This window comes from Novosphingobium sp. (assembly GCF_027531025.1).
In the GTDB taxonomy this organism is placed as follows: domain Bacteria; phylum Pseudomonadota; class Alphaproteobacteria; order Sphingomonadales; family Sphingomonadaceae; genus Novosphingobium.
The window spans coordinates 414,983-431,718 of sequence record NZ_JAPZQX010000003.1 but is presented as its reverse complement, the minus strand read 5'-3'; the positions used below and the strand labels follow the sequence as shown (position 1 = coordinate 431,718).

The window sequence follows — 16,736 nt, the reverse complement described above, 5'->3', positions numbered from 1 at the left end:
CGCTTGCCCCGTGCCCCGGCCCCTTGTAGAGGCGCGGCCAACTCCACTTTAGCGATTTTTCCAGAGGACCTCTTCGATGGCCGCCCAATACGCCTTCGTGATGAAGGACATGACCAAGACCTTCCCCGGCGCGCAAAAGCCGGTGCTGAGCAATATCAACCTGCAGTTCTACCAGGGTGCCAAGATCGGCATCGTTGGCCCGAACGGCGCGGGCAAATCGACCCTGATCAAGATCATGGCCGGGATCGACAAGGATTTCACGGGCGAGGCCTGGCCGGGCGAGAACATCACCGTCGGCTACCTTGAGCAGGAGCCGCAGCTCGACAACACGAAGACCGTGCTGGAAAACGTCAAGGATGGCGCACGGCCGATCGCCGACATGGTCGAACGGTTCAACCAGATCGGCATGGAAATGGCCGAGGAAGATGCCGATTTCGACGCGCTCGGCGCCGAAATGGCCGAACTGCAGGACAAGATTGACGCGGTCGATGGCTGGACGCTCGACAACCAGCTCGAAGTGGCGATGGAAGCCCTGCGCTGCCCGCCGGGTGACTGGTCGGTCGAAAACCTGTCAGGCGGTGAAAAGCGCCGCATCGCGCTGACCCGCCTGCTGATCCAGAAGCCGGACATCCTGCTGCTGGACGAACCGACCAACCACCTCGATGCCGAAAGCGTCGAATGGCTGGAAAACCACCTCAAGGAATTTGCCGGCGCGGTGCTGATGATCACCCACGACCGCTACTTCCTGGATAACGTGGTCGGCTGGATCCTCGAGCTCGACCGGGGCAAGTACTTCCCTTACGAGGGCAATTACTCGACCTACCTGGAAAAGAAGGCCAAGCGGCTTGAACAGGAAGAGCGCGAGGAAAGCGGCAAGCAGAAGGCGCTGGCCCGCGAGCTGGAGTGGATCCGGCAGACCCCGGCCGCCCGCCAGACCAAGTCCAAGGCGCGTATCCGCAAGTTCGAGGAACTGCAGAACGCGCAGGACAGCCGCACCGTTGGCAAGGCCCAGATCATCATCCAGGTGCCCGAGCGCCTGGGCGGCAAGGTGATCGAGGCCAAGAACATCTCCAAGGCCTATGGCGACAAGCTGTTGTTCGAAAACCTCAGCTTCATGCTGCCGCCGGGCGGCATCGTTGGCGTGATCGGGCCGAACGGCGCGGGCAAGTCCACGCTGTTCAAGCTGATCACCGGCCAGGAAAAGCCCGACAGCGGGACGATCGAAATCGGTTCGACCGTGCACCTGGGCTATGTCGACCAGAGCCGCGACGACCTGAACCCCGCCAACAACGTGTGGCAGGAAATCTCGGGCGGGCATGACTACATGACGGTCAACAAGCAGGAGATGAGCACGCGGGCCTATGTCGGCGCGTTCAACTTCAAGGGCCAGGACCAGCAGAAGAACGTCGGCAAGCTCTCGGGCGGTGAACGCAACCGCGTCCACATGGCCAAGATGCTGAAGCAGGGCGGCAACGTTCTGCTGCTCGACGAACCGACCAACGACCTTGACGTCGAAACCCTAGCCGCGCTGGAAGACGCGATCGAGAACTTCGCCGGCTGCGCCGTGGTCATCTCGCACGACCGCTTCTTCCTTGACCGTCTCGCCACGCACATCCTCGCCTTCGAAGGCAACAGCCACGTCGAATGGTTCGAAGGCAACTTCGCGATGTACGAGGAAGACAAGCGCCGCCGCCTGGGCGACGCGGCCGATCGTCCGACGCGCCTGGCTTATAAGAAACTGACGCGCTGACGCGCTAAGGTAAGAAACTGACGCGCTGACCGGTCAGGGGACCACCCAGGTCCCCTGCCACGCGTCATCCCCGCCGCGTGTGAACTGCGCGCGGCGGTGGCCATTGTGGGCCAGGTGCAGCCAGTCGAGCGAATGCGGCTCGATCAGCAGGACCGCGAAGTTGTCGCGCGCCGGAAGCAGTTGCGGCTCGGTCGGGCGGATCCCCTCCACTTCCGGCGGCAGGCCCGAGGTTGCCACATCGCTAGCCGTGCCGGGCGCCGCTTCGGCCAGGTAGCAGCGCCGGGCAAATTCCGAGGCGGCCGTCCAGGCAGCATCGGCGCTGGGGCCATGGACTTCAATCCGCCCGGTTCCGCGCAGCCGCAGCTGCACCTTGTCGCCCGGATCGAAAGCCAGCACGCTGACCGGGCCGCCTGCCCCGATCAGTTGCGCCTTGGGGCTGCGGGCATCGGTGTGAAAGCGCAGGGGGGCAATCCCTTCACCGCATTCGCGCAGCACCATCATCCTGAGGTCGCCATCGCCGGTGCCGACCACCGGCACGTGCATCGGCGAGGTGCGATCGCGCGCGGCACGGGTCAGCCGGTCGGTCGCATCCACAAGAACCTGGGCGAGCGTTTCAACCATTCAAGGCAACTCCTTCGGGGCGAATCCTGAACGATTACCCCTAACGCCCATTCACCGTGGGGACAGCGCGAATCGCATATTCCGCCCTCATGGTCGCCGTCGATGGTACGGCGCGGGAAATGGAGAACGGCCATGGCCGTGAAGTTCAAGCAGATTGCCGGCCGCGTCAGCGGATTGGCTCTGGTCCTGGCGGCGCTCTCGCTGCCGGCAGTGGCCAGCGCGCAGGACATGTCGGGCGAGGACGGCCCTCGGCCGGAACGCGAAGGCCGCATTCATGGCGGTTCGGACGATCGCCCCGCTGCGCGCTCGCTGCCCGCCGAAGCCGACTTCTCGCGCGGTGCACGGCGTGAAGCCCGCCAGTGGTCGCCGCCTGCAAGCGTCGAAGCACCCCGCCAAGCCCCGGAAGCACGGCCCGTGCCCGACAGCCCGCGCACCCAGGGTGAAGCCGCCCGGCAGAACTGGAATCGCGCTGACGGCGCGCGCCAGGACTCGAACCGGGGCGCCTGGAACCGAAGTGAATGGAACCGGGGTGAATGGAACCGGAGCCGCGACGACGGTCAGCGCAATGATGCGCCCCGCACAGATGGTGCGCGCCCAGACGGCCCGCGCCGTGGCGGCTGGAATGGCAGCCCGCCGCAATCCGTACCGGTCGCCGTGCCGCAACCTGCGCCGCCCCCTCCGGCTGCCGCTCCGGCTCCGCCGGCGCGCAGCTGGGAAGACAACCGCGGCACCTGGTCCGGAAATCGTGACCGGCGCGGCACCGACGAACGCTGGCGTTCGGATCGGTCGGGCTCGGGCTGGAACCGCGATGGCGATCGCCGCGCGGACCGTGACGGCAACCGCCAGTGGGACCGCGACAACGACCGCCGGTGGGACCGCGACAACGACAATCGCTGGAACCGCAACGACAACCGTTGGGACCGGAACGATGGCCGCTATCGCTCAGGCGAGCGCCACGACTATCGGCGCTGGGACAACCGCTGGCGCGACAACAAGCGCTACAACTGGTCGACTTATCGCCGGTCTTACCCGCACGTCTACCGGCTGCCGTCGTACTATGCGCCGTACCGGAACTATCACTACCGGCGGCTGAGCATCGGGTTCTACCTGGACTCGCTGTTCTTCTCGAACCGCTACTGGATCAGCAACCCCTGGCAGTATCGCCTGCCCGAGGTTTACGGCCCCTATCGCTGGGTGCGCTATTACGATGACGCGCTGCTGGTGAACATCTACTCTGGCGAAGTGGTCGATGTGATCTACAGCTTCTTCTGGTAACGCCCGGGAGTGGACCGCCGCAACGGAGCCCCTGCCCTGCCGGGCGGGGGCTCTTCGCTTGTCAGCCCCAGGGAACGATCCGCCGCATCGTGCCATCGCGATCGGCGAACTGGTGCTTCAGGGCGGCGGCAACATGCAGGACGAACAGCGCCAGCATGGCCGTGGCGGTCACTTCGTGAAGGTCGTGGAACAGGCCGATGGTCGCCTTGTCCGAGCCGACCGGCAGGGCGGGAAAATCGAACAGGCCGAACATGCTGACCGGCTTGCCCTTGCCGAAAGCGGAATGGAGGCCCCAGCCCGCCAGCGGCACGGCCAGCATCAGCAGATAGAACAGCGTGTGCGTGACCTTGGCGAGCGCAGCTTCCCAGGCCTTGAGCGATTCCAGCAAGGGCGGCGGACGATGGGTAAAGCGCCAGCCGATCCGCACCAGGGTCAGCAGCAGGATCAGGATCCCGTTGGCCTTGTGATAGCCCATCATCACGAACTTCTGATCGCGCGGGAGATCCTCGGACATCCAGGCCCCCACGAAATTGCCGATGATCAATAGGGCGATCAGCCAGTGCAGGATGCTGGCCCCGCGCGAATAGCGTGCTGCGCTGTCGGTGTTGCTCATGGAGCGGGAGACTGACTCATCCCCGCCCGCCCCGCAAGCCGGTTTTGACTTGCCCTGTCGCGACGAGGTTATAGGCATGGGAATCATGGAATATCCCGATTGCCCAAATCCGGACAAGGCCGCGCTGATCCGGGTCGGCGCGCAGGTCCGGCGCCGACTGGCGTCCGATCCCGCCGTACACAAGGTGCCGGTCGACAAGGCGGAAATCTGGGCCATGGGCGGATTTGTCTCGCCCGATGAATGCGATCAGCTAATCGAGATGGTCGATCGCACCGCGCGCCCGTCCAGCGTCCTCGATCACGGCTATGGGTCCGATACCTGGCGCACCTCCTTTTCCGGCGATGTCGAACACGACGATCCCTTTGTCAGGATGATCGAGCGGCGGATCGACGACCTGTTGGGCCTACCCCACGAATATGGCGAGACGATGCAGGGCCAGCGCTATGCCCCGGGCCAGGAATTCAAAGCTCACATGGACTGGTTCTGGACCAAGGCACCCTATTGGAAAGGCGAGGCCAAGCGGGGCGGACAGCGCTCGATTACGGCGATGATCTATCTCAACGACGTTGAAGAAGGCGGTACGACCGATTTTCCCAAGATCGGCGTCTCGATCCCGCCCCAGCGCGGGGCCCTGATCGTGTGGAACAACGCCTGCCCCGATGGCTCGCTCAACCAGGACACGCTCCACGCCGGCACCCCGGTGATCAAGGGCACCAAGTACATCATCACCAAGTGGTACCGCACCCGCCGATGGGGCTGACCCGCGCGCTGACAACGGCGGCTGCGCTGGGCGCAGTATGGCTGGGCAGCGCCTGCCCGGCAGTGGCGCAATCCGCCCCGCTGATCGAAGCATCAGGCGCCGTTGCCGCCAGCGAGGATGGCCGGCTGCTCGCCTTGCTCAACGCGGCCGCGCGAGCCGAAGCCGCGCTCGATCCGCTGGGGGCCCTGACGCGCGGGCCGGAAGGCAACCCGGCCCAGCTTGCTCGCCTGTTCAGCGACGATCTGGTGGCCGAGCGCCGCGCCAGCCTGCGCCGCGATCTGGCTGCCCTCGGTCGGATCGACCGGACCAGGCTGAGTGCCGAACGGCAGCTATCCCACGATGCCTTCAAGCTGCACCTGCGCCACGAACTGGGCTGGCTGGCACCCGACATGCTGGCGCTGACCCAGGTGCGGCCGATCACGCATTTCGGCGGACTCCACCAGGATTTCCCGGCGCTGGTCGGCCCCGGCGGGGCGCTGCCCTATGCCAGCGAAGCCGATTATCGTCGCAACCTTGCGCTGGTGCGGGCCTTTCCCGGCGTGCTCGATCGGGCAACGGGGCGATTTCGCCAGGGCATGGCGAGCGGTGTGCTGGAAACCCGGCTGACCGTGTTCAACATGATCGTCCAGCTGGATGCGATCCTGGCCCAGGGAGTGGCCGGTTCGCCTTTTGCCGCCCCGCTCGATCACCTGCCCGACACGATCCCGCCCGCCCGGCAGGCGCTGATCCGCGCTTCCTGGGAAGCCGCGATCCGCGACGAGGTGAACCCGACCTATCGGCGGTTGCGAACCTTCCTGGCTGAGGAATACCTGCCGGCCGCGCGCACCTCGATCGGCCTCGGCGAGATGAAGGGCGGCCCGGCGCTTTATCGGCGGCTGATCGCCAGCCACACCACCTTGCCGCTCGAACCTGAAGCGGTCCATGCGCTGGGATTGGCCGAAGTGATGCGGATCCGGCAGGAAATGGAGGCGGTCAAGGACCGGCTGGGGTTCAAGGGCAGCCTGCCCGCCTTTTTCAATCACATCCGCAGCGACCCGCGCTTTCACCCCCGCACGGCCGCGGAACTGGCCGAAGGCTATGCGCGGGTCGCCGCACAGGTCGAAGCGCAACTGCCCCGGTTCTTTGCGCGCCAGCCGCGCGCCCGGCTGACCATCGCGCCATATCCCGAATATCGCGCACGGTTCGAGGCGGGCGGTTCCTATGTCCAGGGCTCGGTCGACGGCACGCGGCCGGGGGTGTTCTATTTCAACACTTTCGATCTGCCCAACCGTTTCACCTCGGGTGTGACCACGCTTTATCTGCACGAAGGGGTGCCGGGGCATCACTTCCAGACCAGCCTCGCCCAGGAGGACGAAAGCCTGCCCGATTTCCAGCGGTTCGGCACCAATGCCGCCTTTGTCGAAGGCTGGGCGCTCTATGCAGAGACGCTGGGTTTCGAGATGGGACTCTACGACGATCCGCTCCAGCATTGGGGCACGCTGGATGACGAGATGCTGCGGGCCATGCGGCTGGTGGTCGATACCGGGATCCATGCGCAAGGCTGGAGCCGCGATCAGGCGATTGGCTACATGCTGGCCAATTCCGGAATGGGCCGCAGCGATGTCGAAGCGGAAGTCGATCGCTACATCGCCAACCCGGCCCAGGCGCTCAGCTACAAGATCGGCGCACTGACGATCCAGCGCCTGCGCCGCGAGGGCGAGGCAACGCTGGGGGCACGGTTCGACCTCAGGGCATTCCACGAACAGGTCCTGGGCAGCGGGGTGCTGCCCCTGCCGGTTCTGGAGGACAAGGTGCGGCGCTGGATTGCCAGCAGCCGCGAAGCCTGCTGTAACACCACAATAAATTGAGGGGAGTCCGCTTCGATGTTCAGCTATTTCCTCGCCGCCCTGCCGCACTTCCTGGCCTATTTCGGTTCGGCCGTTGCGCTCGCGGTGGTGTTCCTGTTCGTCTATTCGCTCTGCACCCCGCACCGCGAATTTGCCCTGATCCGTGAAGGCAACGCCGCTGCAGCCACCCAGCTGACCGGCACCTTCATCGGCTTTGCCATCCCGATGGCAGTGGTGATCGGCAATTCGGTGAGCATCCCGGACATGCTGCTGTGGGGTGCCGTCGCCGCGCTGGTGCAGCTGACCGTCTTCGTGGTGATCGCCCGCTTCCTGTTCAAGGCGGTGTCGGACAAGATCACCGAAGGCTGCGTGGCATCGGGCCAGTTCGTTGGCGGCATGGGCATCGGCATCGGTGTGCTCCAGGCCGCCTGCATGGTTCCCTGAGCGGGCGCGAAGGGAGCTGATGCGATGAAGAAGCAGCTATTCCTGACCACGGCCATGGCCGCCACGCTGACCGGCCTGTCGGGTTGCGCCAGCGGCGATGACTGGGGCGATGACGTTGTGGCCGATCGCGATACGCGGGTCTGCGTCGATCAGAACGGCTACCGGGTCGACGATGACCGCTGTGAGCGCGACACGCGCATCCACACCGACGGCAGCGGTCTGTTCTGGTACTACGTTGGCCGCGGCAGTCGGATACCCTACTACGGCGATCCGGTGCGCGATCCGCGCTATGGCTTCAAGGGTTCATACTTCCCGACCAAGGGCGTGAACTATGCCAAGGCACCGGCTGCAACCGCCATGACCCGTTCTTCCGCGGTTTCGCGCGGCGGTTGGGGATCGAGCGGGCGCTCGTTCGGCGGCGGCCGGTCCTAGGCAGTGCAGCGCAGCACGCTGACGCCGCGCGCCAACTGGCAGGCGGCGGTCGAGGAATACGGCCTGATCTGGCACAGCGATGCCGATGGTCCCTATTGGGACGAAAGCGGCTGCTACGTCTTCTCGATGGCCGAGATCGAAATGATCGAGGAAGCCACCGAAGAGGTGCACCGGCTATACCGCGCCGCAGGTGCGCGGATCGTCGGCGATGAACGGCTGCTCTCGCTTTGCGGCATTCCAACCAGCTATCACGAAGCGGTGCGAAGCGCCTGGCAGCGCCAGGTGCCCGCGCTCGACTATGGCCGGTTCGATTTCGCCTGGGATGGCACTGGCGCGCCCAAGCTGCTCGAATTCAACTGCGATACGCCCACCTCGATGCTCGAGACGGCGATTGTCCAGTGGTACTGGAAGGAAGAGGTCTTCCCCCAGGCCGACCAGCTCAACAGTCTGCACGAACAGCTGATTGCCCGCTGGCAAGCCATCGCCCCCGCCCTTCCCGGCGGGCGGGTGTGGTTCACCCATTTCGGTGACGCCGCGCACGAAGACACCATCACCACCACCTACATGCGCGACCTCGCCGGCCAGGCCGGGCTAGAAACCCGCGCCATGCTGATCGACCAGATCGGGATCGATGCCCAGGGCCGGATCGTCGACCAGGACGATTACCTGATCTCCGCCCTGTTCAAGCTCTACCCCTGGGAATGGCTGGCGGTGGAGGATTTCGGCGAGAAGATCCTGCCGCGATTGGCCGAGACGATTTGGCTGGAGCCGGTCTGGAAGATGCTTTGGAGCAACAAGGCCGTGCTGACCGTCCTGTGGGACCTGTTCCCCGGCCACCCCAACCTGCTGCCCGCCAGCTTCGACCCGGGCAAGATGGCGGGCGACTATGTCACCAAGCCGGTCCTCGCCCGCGAAGGCGCGAACATTGAGGTCGTTTCCGGCGGCAAGGTGATCGTCCGCAGCGAAGGTGGCTACAGCCGCAATCGGCTGGTCTATCAGCAACGCTATCCGCTGCGCGATTTCGGGCGCGGCTATCCGGTGCTGGGCAGCTGGACCGTGGCCGGGAGCGCTGCGGGCCTGGGCATCCGCGAAGATGGCCTGATCACCGGCAACCGCGCCCGCTTCATCCCCCATATCATCGAGGACTGACCACCATGACCCGTCTTCAGGCCGCCACCGATACCTTCCGCGAACTGGCGCTGATCTACGCCGCGCTGCTGCTCGTCAGTTCCGGGCTGCTGATGCAGTTCGAGGACATCGACTTTGGCACCGCCCTGTACTGGGCAGCAACCACCGCCACCTCCACCGGCTATGGCGATATTAGCCCCAAATCGCCCGAAGGCCGGCTGGTCGCGGTTGCGCTGATGCACCTGTCGATCTTCGTGGTTGCCCCGCTGATCGTGGTCCGGCTGGTCGACCGCCTCAACATGGACCGCGACGCCTTCACGCACGAGGAACAGGTCCACATCCTCGAAGGCATCGCCCGGATCGAGGCGCGACTCGACGCGATCGAAGGCAAGAACCGCTAGGGTTTTTGCTCAGTCGTCCAGCGACTGACCGCACAATTCCGCGCAATCCGGGCAGTGAATTCTGCCGGGAACGTCGCTGGGCGGCATTCAAGTAAGTAATAACAACTATTTTCCTGACCTAAAGTCTATATGGAAGCCGTAGGTCCATGAGCGCATCGTCCAAGCGTTGATTAAGCAATATTGGGGGCTCGTTTAGTTCGACCGGGGTCGATGATTCTCCATGCTTAAATCAGCTGATTAAAATAATGGAGGATGTCATGGAAACGGTCTCCCTTTTCCAATACTCTTTGGTATATAACGCTTTCTCATTCACATTTGCGACTATGGCTGCCGCCACGCTGTTTTTATGGCTCGGTAGGTCGCAGGTTTCGCCAAACTACAAGACTGCCGTCACCATTTCGGGGCTGGTCTGCGCAATCGCAGCCTATCACTATTGGCGCATCTTCGAGAGCTGGGAAGCAGCCTACATCGTGAAGGACGGGGCCATCGCGGTTAGCGGGTATGCGTTCAACGATGCCTATCGCTATGTCGACTGGCTGCTGACGGTGCCACTGCTGCTGATCGAACTGGTTCTGGTCATGCGCCTGAGCCGCGAAGAGACGGTCAGCAAGTCGGTCAAGCTCGGCTCGGCCGCGGCGCTGATGATCGTGCTCGGTTACCCCGGCGAAATCGCCACCGACATTCCGACCCGCGCCCTCTGGGGCACGCTGTCGGCGATCCCGTTCCTTTACATCGTCTGGGAACTGTTCAGCGGTCTTGGCGCTTCGATCGAGCGGCAGCCTGAAAGCGTCCGCGAGCTGGTCAAGAAGGCCCGCCTGCTGACCTTTGCGTCATGGGGCTTCTACCCGATCGTATACATGGCTCCCTATGCCAACATTTCGGGCGCGAGCGCGGAAACCGCGATCCAGATCGGCTACACGATTGCCGACCTGGTGGCGAAGGCCGTGGTCGGCGTGCTGATCTGGCTGATCGCAGTTCGCAAGAGCGAAGCGGAAGCCGAAAAGGCCTGAAGGGTCATTCGTGGCAATGGCGGCCAGCGCCAGCATTGCTGACGAAACGGTGCGTGGCACCGGCGCGCTCGGATCGAGTGCGTCGGTGCCGCGGCTGTTTTGGCCAGCCGCGCTGATCTGGGCCTGGGTCGGGTTAACCGGGCCACAACTGGATCCCGATCTCGTCACCATTGGTGCGCTCTTCGTGATGCTGCTGGGCGGCTTGCCACACGGCGCTTATGACCTCGCAATCGGCAACCGGATGCTGGATCTTGATCCGCACAGAGCGACGATCCTCCTGCTGGCCTATATCGGCGTGGCACTGGCAATGGCGGGACTTTGGGCGATCGTGCCGGTTGTTGCCCTTGTGGTCTTCCTGCTCAGCGCCGCGCTGCATTTCGGCGAAGACTGGTCAATGCTGGATACGGGTCTGCTGCGGGCGACCGGCGGAGCCTCGGTGATTGCCATACCGGCGATCTTTCATCGCGACGAAGTCAGCCAACTGTTTGTATTGATGTGCGGCCCGGAGGGTGAACAGGTTGCCCGCCTTGCAGTTGCCAGCGGGCCAGTAGCAATACTGGTCATGCTCACCGGTCTCGCCCGGGCCTATGTGGAGGGCAATCGCCAGTGGGCATTGGCACAGGCAACTGCCTTCGCCGGCTTGGCAATATTGCCGCCGCAACTGGGATTCACCCTGTTTTTCGTATTTCTGCACTCCCCTCTGCATATGCGGGAAGTTCGGCGCACCCTGCCCGACTGGTCAACAACCAGGCTGGCCAGTTACGGCGCAGCGATCTGCGCTGCCGCCCTGCTCGGAGGGGCCATGCTGGTCGACAATCTTCTTTCGGAACGGCCGGACTGGGCATTGGCAAGCGGCTTCCAGGTTCTCTCGATCCTGGCTGCCCCGCACCTCGTGCTTCACTGGTTCATCGACAGGACTAGGGCAGCGCCTCGGCAATGAGCTTGCGGGTGTTCGCAATCCCATAAAGCGCGATGAAGCTTCCCATGCGCGGCCCCTGCGAGGAACCCAGCAGGGTCTCGTAAAGGCACTTGAACCAGTCACGCAGCTGCTCGAACCCGTAGTGCGGGTCCTTGCCAATCTCGTAGACCAGGTTCTGCAGTTCCTCGGCCGTGGCATCGTCGCTGGTCGCGGCCAGTTCCTCGTCGAGAGCGGCCAGGGCCGCCGCCTCGCCGCCTTCGGGCTTGCGCCGCTGCAGCGTGGGAGCGATGAAATCACGGTTGTAGGCCAGCGCATTGGTAACCAGCTTGTCCAGCTCCGGATGAGCGGCCGGATCGGCATTCTCGACATAGTTGCCAAGGTACGACCAGACCTGCTCGCGCGTGGCGCCAGCGCCCAGCACGCCGACCAGGTTCAGCAGCAAGCCATAGGTTACCGGCAGCTTGTCACCATCGCCGCCGTGATAGCCATTGGCCCGCAGCAGGTGCCAGACCGGGTTGCCCAGCTGCTGCTCGACCGGCTGGTCAGCCAGCTTTTCGCGGAACTGCCAGTATTCGTCCACCGCGCGCGGGATGATCCCCACGTGCAGGCTCTTGGCGCTCTTGGGATCGCGGAACAGGTAGAAACCCAGCGATTCCTCGCTGCCATAGGTCAGCCATTGCTCGATGGTCAGGCCGTTGCCCTTGGACTTGGAGATCTTCTCGCCATTCTCGTCGAGGAACAGCTCATAGATCATGCCTTCGGGCGCGCGGCCGCCGAGTGCGCGGGCGATCTTGCCGCTTTCGCGCACGGAATCGGTCAGGTCCTTGCCGCACATCTCGTAATCGACGCCGAGCGCGACCCAGCGCATTGCCCAGTCGACCTTCCACTGCAGCTTGGAATTGCCGCCCAGGATGCAGCTTTCGACCATGTCGCCATGATCCTCGAACCGCACGATCCCGGCTTCGGCATCGACGACCTGAACCGGCACTTGCAACACCTGCCCGGTCTTGGGGCTGACCGGCAGGACCGGGGAATAGGTCTGGCGCCGTTCCTCTCGCAAGGTCGGCAGCATGATGTCCATGATCGCCTGCCAATTGCGCAGCACCCCGCGCAGGGCATCGTCGAACGCACCGGCGTTGTAGCGATCGCTGGCCGAGACGAATTCGTAATCGAAGCCGAAGCGATCGAGGAAATCGCGCAGCATCGCGTTGTTGTGGTGCGCGAAGCTCTCGAACTTGTTGAACGGATCGGGGATGCGGGTCAGCGGGTGACCGAGATAGGCCGTGAGCAGCCCCTGGTTGGGCACGTTGTCCGGCACCTTGCGCAGGCCGTCCATGTCATCGCTGAAGGCCACGAGCCGCGTCGGCGCGCCGCCGGTCAGCACTTCATAGGCGCGGCGGACCAGCGTGGTGCGCAGCACTTCCTGAAAGGTGCCGATATGCGGCAGGCCCGAGGGACCATAGCCCGTCTCGAACAGCACCGGTGAACCATCCGGTTTCCCGTCCGGATACCGCTTCAGCAGCTTGCGCGCCTCTTCAAAGGGCCAAGCCTTGGAAACCTGTGCGGCGGAAAGGAGTGCTTCGTCGGTCATGATGCGGCCCTTTCGCGCCAAAGCGGCCGGAGCGCAAGGCAGGAATGCCCTTGCGCAGCCCCGCCCTTCCCCGCCAAGGTGGCGCCAAAGAAGATAAGCAGGAGGGGTTGGGATGCGGCTGCATGGCAAGCTGGCGATAGCGCTGGCAGCGGGATGGCTGGCCAGTGCCGCAATGGCTCAGGACAGCGCGGCCACGCTGTGGCGCGGCGGCACGATCATCACAATGGATGGCGAAACCCCACAGACCGTCCAGGCCGTGGTCGAGCGGGACGGCAAGATCGTCTTTGCCGGAGCTGAGGCTTCCGCCCGGCGCGCAGCCGGCAAGGCGGCGAAAACCCGCGACCTGAAAGGCGCGACGATTTTGCCGGGCTTTGTCGATGCCCATTCGCACTTCTCGATGCTGATGCAGGTCGAAACGGGCATCGACCTGGACGCCGGAGACCAGCCACCAGCAACCATCCCCGCGCTGCTGGGCCTGATCCGCCAGGGCATCAAGGCCAAGGGGCTGGAAGGTCAGGACTGGATTGTCGCCTGGAATTACAAGGACGCCCCGCTAGCCGAAAAGCGGCACGTGACGCGCGACGATCTCGACGCCGCCTTTCCGGGCCGCAAGGTCGTGCTAATCCATTTCACCGGCCATGGTCTTGTCGCCAGCAGCGCCGCGCTGGCCGCTGCCGGGGTGGCCGATGATGCGCCCAACCCGCCCGGCGGCCTACTGATGCGCGATGCGAAGGGTCGCGTGAACGGGGTAGCCTTCGAAGCGGCTCTCTTTCCCTTCTACAAGGCGCTGCCCCGCCATACCCCGGCGCAAATGCTGGCCGCGCTCGAAGGCACCCAGCGGACCTATGCCAGCAAGGGTTTCACCCATGCCCAGGACGGCGCGACCCAGATTCCGGAGCTCACCTTTCTGCTGAGCCAACCGGCGCGTGAACGGATGAAACTGGACCTTGCCCTCCTGCCCAGCTTCGGCGGGCTCGACAGCCTGCTGACCATGCCCAACCTCGCCATGGGGCAATACCAGGGGCACACCAAGGTCCAAGGGATCAAGTTCGTGCTCGATGGCTCGCCCCAGGCACGCACCGCCTATTTCACCCGCGACTATGCCAATGGCTCGCCCGAGGGGCATCATCCCTGGCACGGTGAACCGATCATCAAGCAGGAGGAGTTCGACCGGCTGGCCCGGCTTGTGCATGATCGCGGCTGGCAGCTGTTCGTCCATGCCAATGGCGATGCGGCGATCGACATGGCGATCGAGGGCTTCGACCGCCTGAGGGTCAAGGCCGCCGACAATCGCCGACCGGTGGTGATCCATTCCCAGTTCCAGCGGCGCGATCATTTGCCAGCCTATGCCCGGATCGGGGTCGGGCCGGCCTATTTCTCCAACCACACGCTCTATTTCGCGGACATCCACCGCACCAATTTCCCGGCCGAGGTGGTGGACTTCATCAGCCCGTTCCGAGCGGCGATGAATTCGGGCCTCTATGCCTCCAACCATTCCGATGCGCCGGTTACGCGGCTCGATCCCCTCGTCCAGCTGTGGTCCAGCATGGCGCGCACCTCGGTGACCGGCACGGTCAGCGGCGCGGACCAGCGCCTTACGGCTTACGAAGGGCTGCAGATGCTGACCACGGGGCCGGCCTGGCAAGTGTTCGAGGAGAACCGCAAGGGTCGAATCAAGCCGGGAATGCTGGCCGATTTCGTGGTGCTCGACCGCAATCCGCTGACCACGCCGCTCACCGCGATCCGCCAGATCCGCGTGCTGGAGACGGTCAAGGAGGGCCGGACAATCTGGTCGCGCTAATACCGGTCACAAGGCTTTTCCGCAGGTCCGACCTGAAAATGTTTACCCGCTGGAAACCGAACTGGACCTAAACCCTCTGCAGGGGTAAGGCACAGTTCCCGAGGGAGCGCATGGACACCAAGAACGATACCACGGCTGATGCGGACGAGGCTGCGCGGAATCGCGCACGCCGGACAAGTACGCTGATGGTCGCGCAGTGCCAGCGCGAGGACGGTACGCAGACCGCACTGAAGGTCCGCAATCTGTCCGCAACCGGCTTCAAGGCCGATTGCCGGGATATCGCCGATTTCGCCGTCGACGAACAGGTTCGCATCGCTTTCAAGAACTTGTCACCGGTCTGGGCCAGCGTGGTCTGGTACGATAGCAGCGAAGTGGCGTTCAAATTCCGCAACCCGGTCGATCTTGATCGCATCAACCGGGCGCGGGCGATGGGCCAGAATCCCGCGCTCAGCCCGCGTTCGGACGCGGTTAGCAACTGGATCGATCGCAACAACCAGCGTCAGGAGTGGGAACGTCTGGCCAAGGGGATTCGCGGCGCCCGTCCGCTCTGAGCCGAATCGCCCTCCGAATCAGCTTCGCGCAGGATGATCGCCGCGCCGGGCTTGTGCGCGCGGATTTCCGCCTCGCTCAGCCCGCAGATCTCGTGCGGGAAGACCAGCCATTCCTCGGTCTCGTGCACGAAGTAATCGGGCTTCAGCTGGGTCTGGTTGCGGCTGGGCTTGTAATAGGCCGTGGCGATCCGCACCGTCTCGGGCATATTGTGGCGGCAGCGAGCCTTGAGCTCGCGCAGGAAGGCCTCGATCGAACGCCCGGTGTCGAACACGTCGTCCACCACCAGCAGCCGGTCATCGGGGTTCAGCACGTCGATCAAATAACCAAGCGCATAGACCCGCACTTCCTTGTCCTGCCGGTCGATGCCCGAATAGCTAGCGGTGCGGATCGCGATGTGGTCGGTTTCGACCCCGCGATAGGCCAGCAGTTCCTGCACCGCGATCCCCACCGGCGCACCGCCGCGCCAGATGCCGACGATATGCGTTGGCACGAAACCGGAATCGAGCACCTGGTTGGCCAGGGCAAAGCTGTCTTCCAGCAGCCGGTCGGCAGTGAGGTAAACCTTATCGACCATCGAGCGCCTCCGAAATGGCTGCCAGGTGCCGCGCCTGGTCCGCCGCGGGCAGGAGCGAGCCGGTAAAGCTGTTGCGCGCCAGCGTCGCCAGTTCCGCCCCGCTCAGGTCAAGTGCCGTCGCAATAGCGCGGTAGTTGTCATTGATATAGCCGCCAAAATAGGCCGGATCATCTGAATTGATCGTGGCCTTCAGGCCAAGCTCCAACATCCGCCGCACCGGGCTCTGGTCAATCTCGTGAATTACGCAGAGCCGCAGGTTCGAGAGCGGACAGACCGTCAGCGTCATCCCTTCCGAGGCCAGCCGCGCGACCAGCGCCGGGTCTTCCAGCGCCCGGTTGCCGTGGTCGATCCGGCCGACCTTGAGCAGGTCGAGCGCCTCATGGACATATTCGGGCGGGCCTTCCTCGCCCGCATGCGCGGTCACGAACAGGCCAAGGTCCCGCGCCCGGGCAAAGACCCGCGCGAACTTGGCCGGGGGATGGCCCAGTTCCGAGGAATCGAGGCCCACCCCATGGATCCGGTCCAGATGCGGCATGGCCTGGTCAAGCGTGGCGAATGCCTCATCTTCGCTCAGGTGGCGCAGGAAGCACATGATCAGGCGATAGCTGATGCCCAGTTGCGCTTGCCCGGCCTTGAGCGCGCGTTCGATCCCGTCCAGCACGGTTTCGAAGGCCACCCCGCGCTCGATATGGCCCTGCGGATCGAAGAAGATTTCGACATGCCGCACATTGTCCGCCGCCGCGCGCTGCAGATAGGCCCAGGTCAGGTCGAAAAAGTCCTGCTCGGTCTGCAGCACCGACATGCCCTGGTAATAGATGTCGAGGAAATCCTGCAGGTTGGAGAAGGAATAGGCCGCCCGCACCTCTTCCACCGAGGCAAAGGGGATGGCCACGCCGTTGCGCTCCGCCAAGGCAAACAGCAGCTCCGGCTCCAGCGAACCTTCGATGTGGAGGTGGAGTTCGGCCTTGGGCAGGCGGTCGATCAGCGCGTCACGGTCAGGATTCGTCATGCTTGCAGGCTGGACTGCCGGGTCGGCACG

General features: G+C 64.2%; 17 protein-coding genes. 12 read left to right on the top strand and 5 right to left on the bottom strand.

From position 1 onward, the window contains the following. Positions 1-76 precede the first annotated feature (76 nt). Positions 77-1,750, top strand: coding sequence for an energy-dependent translational throttle protein EttA (gene ettA / locus O9281_RS05140; RefSeq protein ID WP_298183507.1), 1,674 nt, complete (start codon positions 77-79; stop codon positions 1,748-1,750). A gap of 33 nt (positions 1,751-1,783) precedes the next feature. Here the strand turns inward: ettA and O9281_RS05135 are convergent, their stop codons facing one another. Further along, complete coding sequence (locus O9281_RS05135) at positions 1,784-2,371, bottom strand: flavin-binding protein (RefSeq protein WP_298183506.1); 588 nt, start codon at positions 2,369-2,371, stop codon at positions 1,784-1,786. A gap of 132 nt (positions 2,372-2,503) precedes the next feature. On the opposite strand from O9281_RS05135, the gene O9281_RS05130 reads away from it, so the two are divergent. Next, complete coding sequence (locus O9281_RS05130) at positions 2,504-3,646, top strand: RcnB family protein (protein ID WP_298183505.1); 1,143 nt, start codon at positions 2,504-2,506, stop codon at positions 3,644-3,646. A 61-nt stretch (positions 3,647-3,707) separates the two neighbouring features. Here O9281_RS05130 and O9281_RS05125 read toward each other — a convergent pair whose 3' ends face one another. Next, positions 3,708-4,259 carry a cytochrome b gene (locus O9281_RS05125; protein WP_298183503.1) on the bottom strand — a complete coding sequence of 184 codons (552 nt, stop codon included), beginning with the start codon at positions 4,257-4,259 and terminating at the stop codon, positions 3,708-3,710. Positions 4,260-4,344: 85 nt separating this feature from the next. On the opposite strand from O9281_RS05125, the gene O9281_RS05120 reads away from it, so the two are divergent. The 8 genes from O9281_RS05120 to O9281_RS05085 all read left to right on the top strand — a co-directional run bounded on the left by O9281_RS05120 (position 4,345) and on the right by O9281_RS05085 (position 11,200). After that, positions 4,345-5,019, top strand: a complete 675-nt coding sequence (locus O9281_RS05120; protein ID WP_298183502.1) for a 2OG-Fe(II) oxygenase — start codon at positions 4,345-4,347, stop codon at positions 5,017-5,019. Continuing rightward, on the top strand, positions 4,992-6,866 hold the full coding sequence (locus O9281_RS05115; RefSeq protein WP_298183501.1) for a DUF885 family protein: 1,875 nt from the start codon (positions 4,992-4,994) through the stop codon (positions 6,864-6,866). The genes O9281_RS05120 and O9281_RS05115 overlap by 28 nt, the downstream gene beginning before the upstream one ends. Positions 6,867-6,881: 15 nt before the next feature. Further along, entirely contained in the window at positions 6,882-7,289 is a 408-nt protein-coding gene (locus O9281_RS05110; RefSeq protein ID WP_298183500.1) for a DUF350 domain-containing protein, read from the top strand. 24 nt (positions 7,290-7,313) lie between these two features. After that, positions 7,314-7,721 carry a hypothetical protein gene (locus O9281_RS05105; protein WP_298183499.1) on the top strand — a complete coding sequence of 136 codons (408 nt, stop codon included), beginning with the start codon at positions 7,314-7,316 and terminating at the stop codon, positions 7,719-7,721. A gap of 3 nt (positions 7,722-7,724) precedes the next feature. Then, complete coding sequence (locus O9281_RS05100; RefSeq protein ID WP_298183497.1) at positions 7,725-8,870, top strand: glutathionylspermidine synthase family protein; 1,146 nt, start codon at positions 7,725-7,727, stop codon at positions 8,868-8,870. Between the two features lie 5 nt (positions 8,871-8,875). Beyond that, positions 8,876-9,250, top strand: a complete 375-nt coding sequence (locus tag O9281_RS05095) for a potassium channel family protein (protein ID WP_298183495.1) — start codon at positions 8,876-8,878, stop codon at positions 9,248-9,250. Between the two features lie 245 nt (positions 9,251-9,495). Further along, a complete protein-coding gene (locus O9281_RS05090) occupies positions 9,496-10,260 on the top strand; it encodes a bacteriorhodopsin-like (protein WP_363321448.1) in 765 nt (254 codons plus the stop codon). A gap of 16 nt (positions 10,261-10,276) precedes the next feature. Further along, positions 10,277-11,200, top strand: a complete 924-nt coding sequence (locus tag O9281_RS05085; protein ID WP_298183491.1) for a Brp/Blh family beta-carotene 15,15'-dioxygenase — start codon at positions 10,277-10,279, stop codon at positions 11,198-11,200. Here O9281_RS05085 and O9281_RS05080 read toward each other — a convergent pair. Then, the gene (locus O9281_RS05080; protein WP_298183489.1) at positions 11,178-12,770 is read right to left on the bottom strand and encodes a lysine--tRNA ligase; all 1,593 of its coding nucleotides are present in this window, start codon (positions 12,768-12,770) and stop codon (positions 11,178-11,180) included. The genes O9281_RS05085 and O9281_RS05080 overlap by 23 nt on opposite strands. A 112-nt stretch (positions 12,771-12,882) precedes the next feature. On the opposite strand from O9281_RS05080, the gene O9281_RS05075 reads away from it, so the two are divergent. Both O9281_RS05075 and O9281_RS05070 read left to right on the top strand, forming a co-directional pair. Beyond that, on the top strand, positions 12,883-14,571 hold the full coding sequence (locus tag O9281_RS05075) for an amidohydrolase (RefSeq protein ID WP_298183487.1): 1,689 nt from the start codon (positions 12,883-12,885) through the stop codon (positions 14,569-14,571). A 110-nt stretch (positions 14,572-14,681) separates the two neighbouring features. Continuing rightward, entirely contained in the window at positions 14,682-15,122 is a 441-nt protein-coding gene (locus O9281_RS05070; RefSeq protein WP_298183485.1) for a PilZ domain-containing protein, read from the top strand. On the opposite strand, the gene O9281_RS05065 is transcribed toward O9281_RS05070, so the two are convergent. Further along, on the bottom strand, positions 15,071-15,697 hold the full coding sequence (locus tag O9281_RS05065; protein ID WP_298183483.1) for a phosphoribosyltransferase: 627 nt from the start codon (positions 15,695-15,697) through the stop codon (positions 15,071-15,073). The two genes, O9281_RS05070 and O9281_RS05065, sit on opposite strands and share 52 nt — an antisense overlap. After that, positions 15,687-16,706, bottom strand: a complete 1,020-nt coding sequence (locus O9281_RS05060) for an adenosine deaminase (protein ID WP_298183481.1) — start codon at positions 16,704-16,706, stop codon at positions 15,687-15,689. The genes O9281_RS05065 and O9281_RS05060 overlap by 11 nt, the downstream gene beginning before the upstream one ends. Positions 16,707-16,736 lie beyond the last annotated feature (30 nt).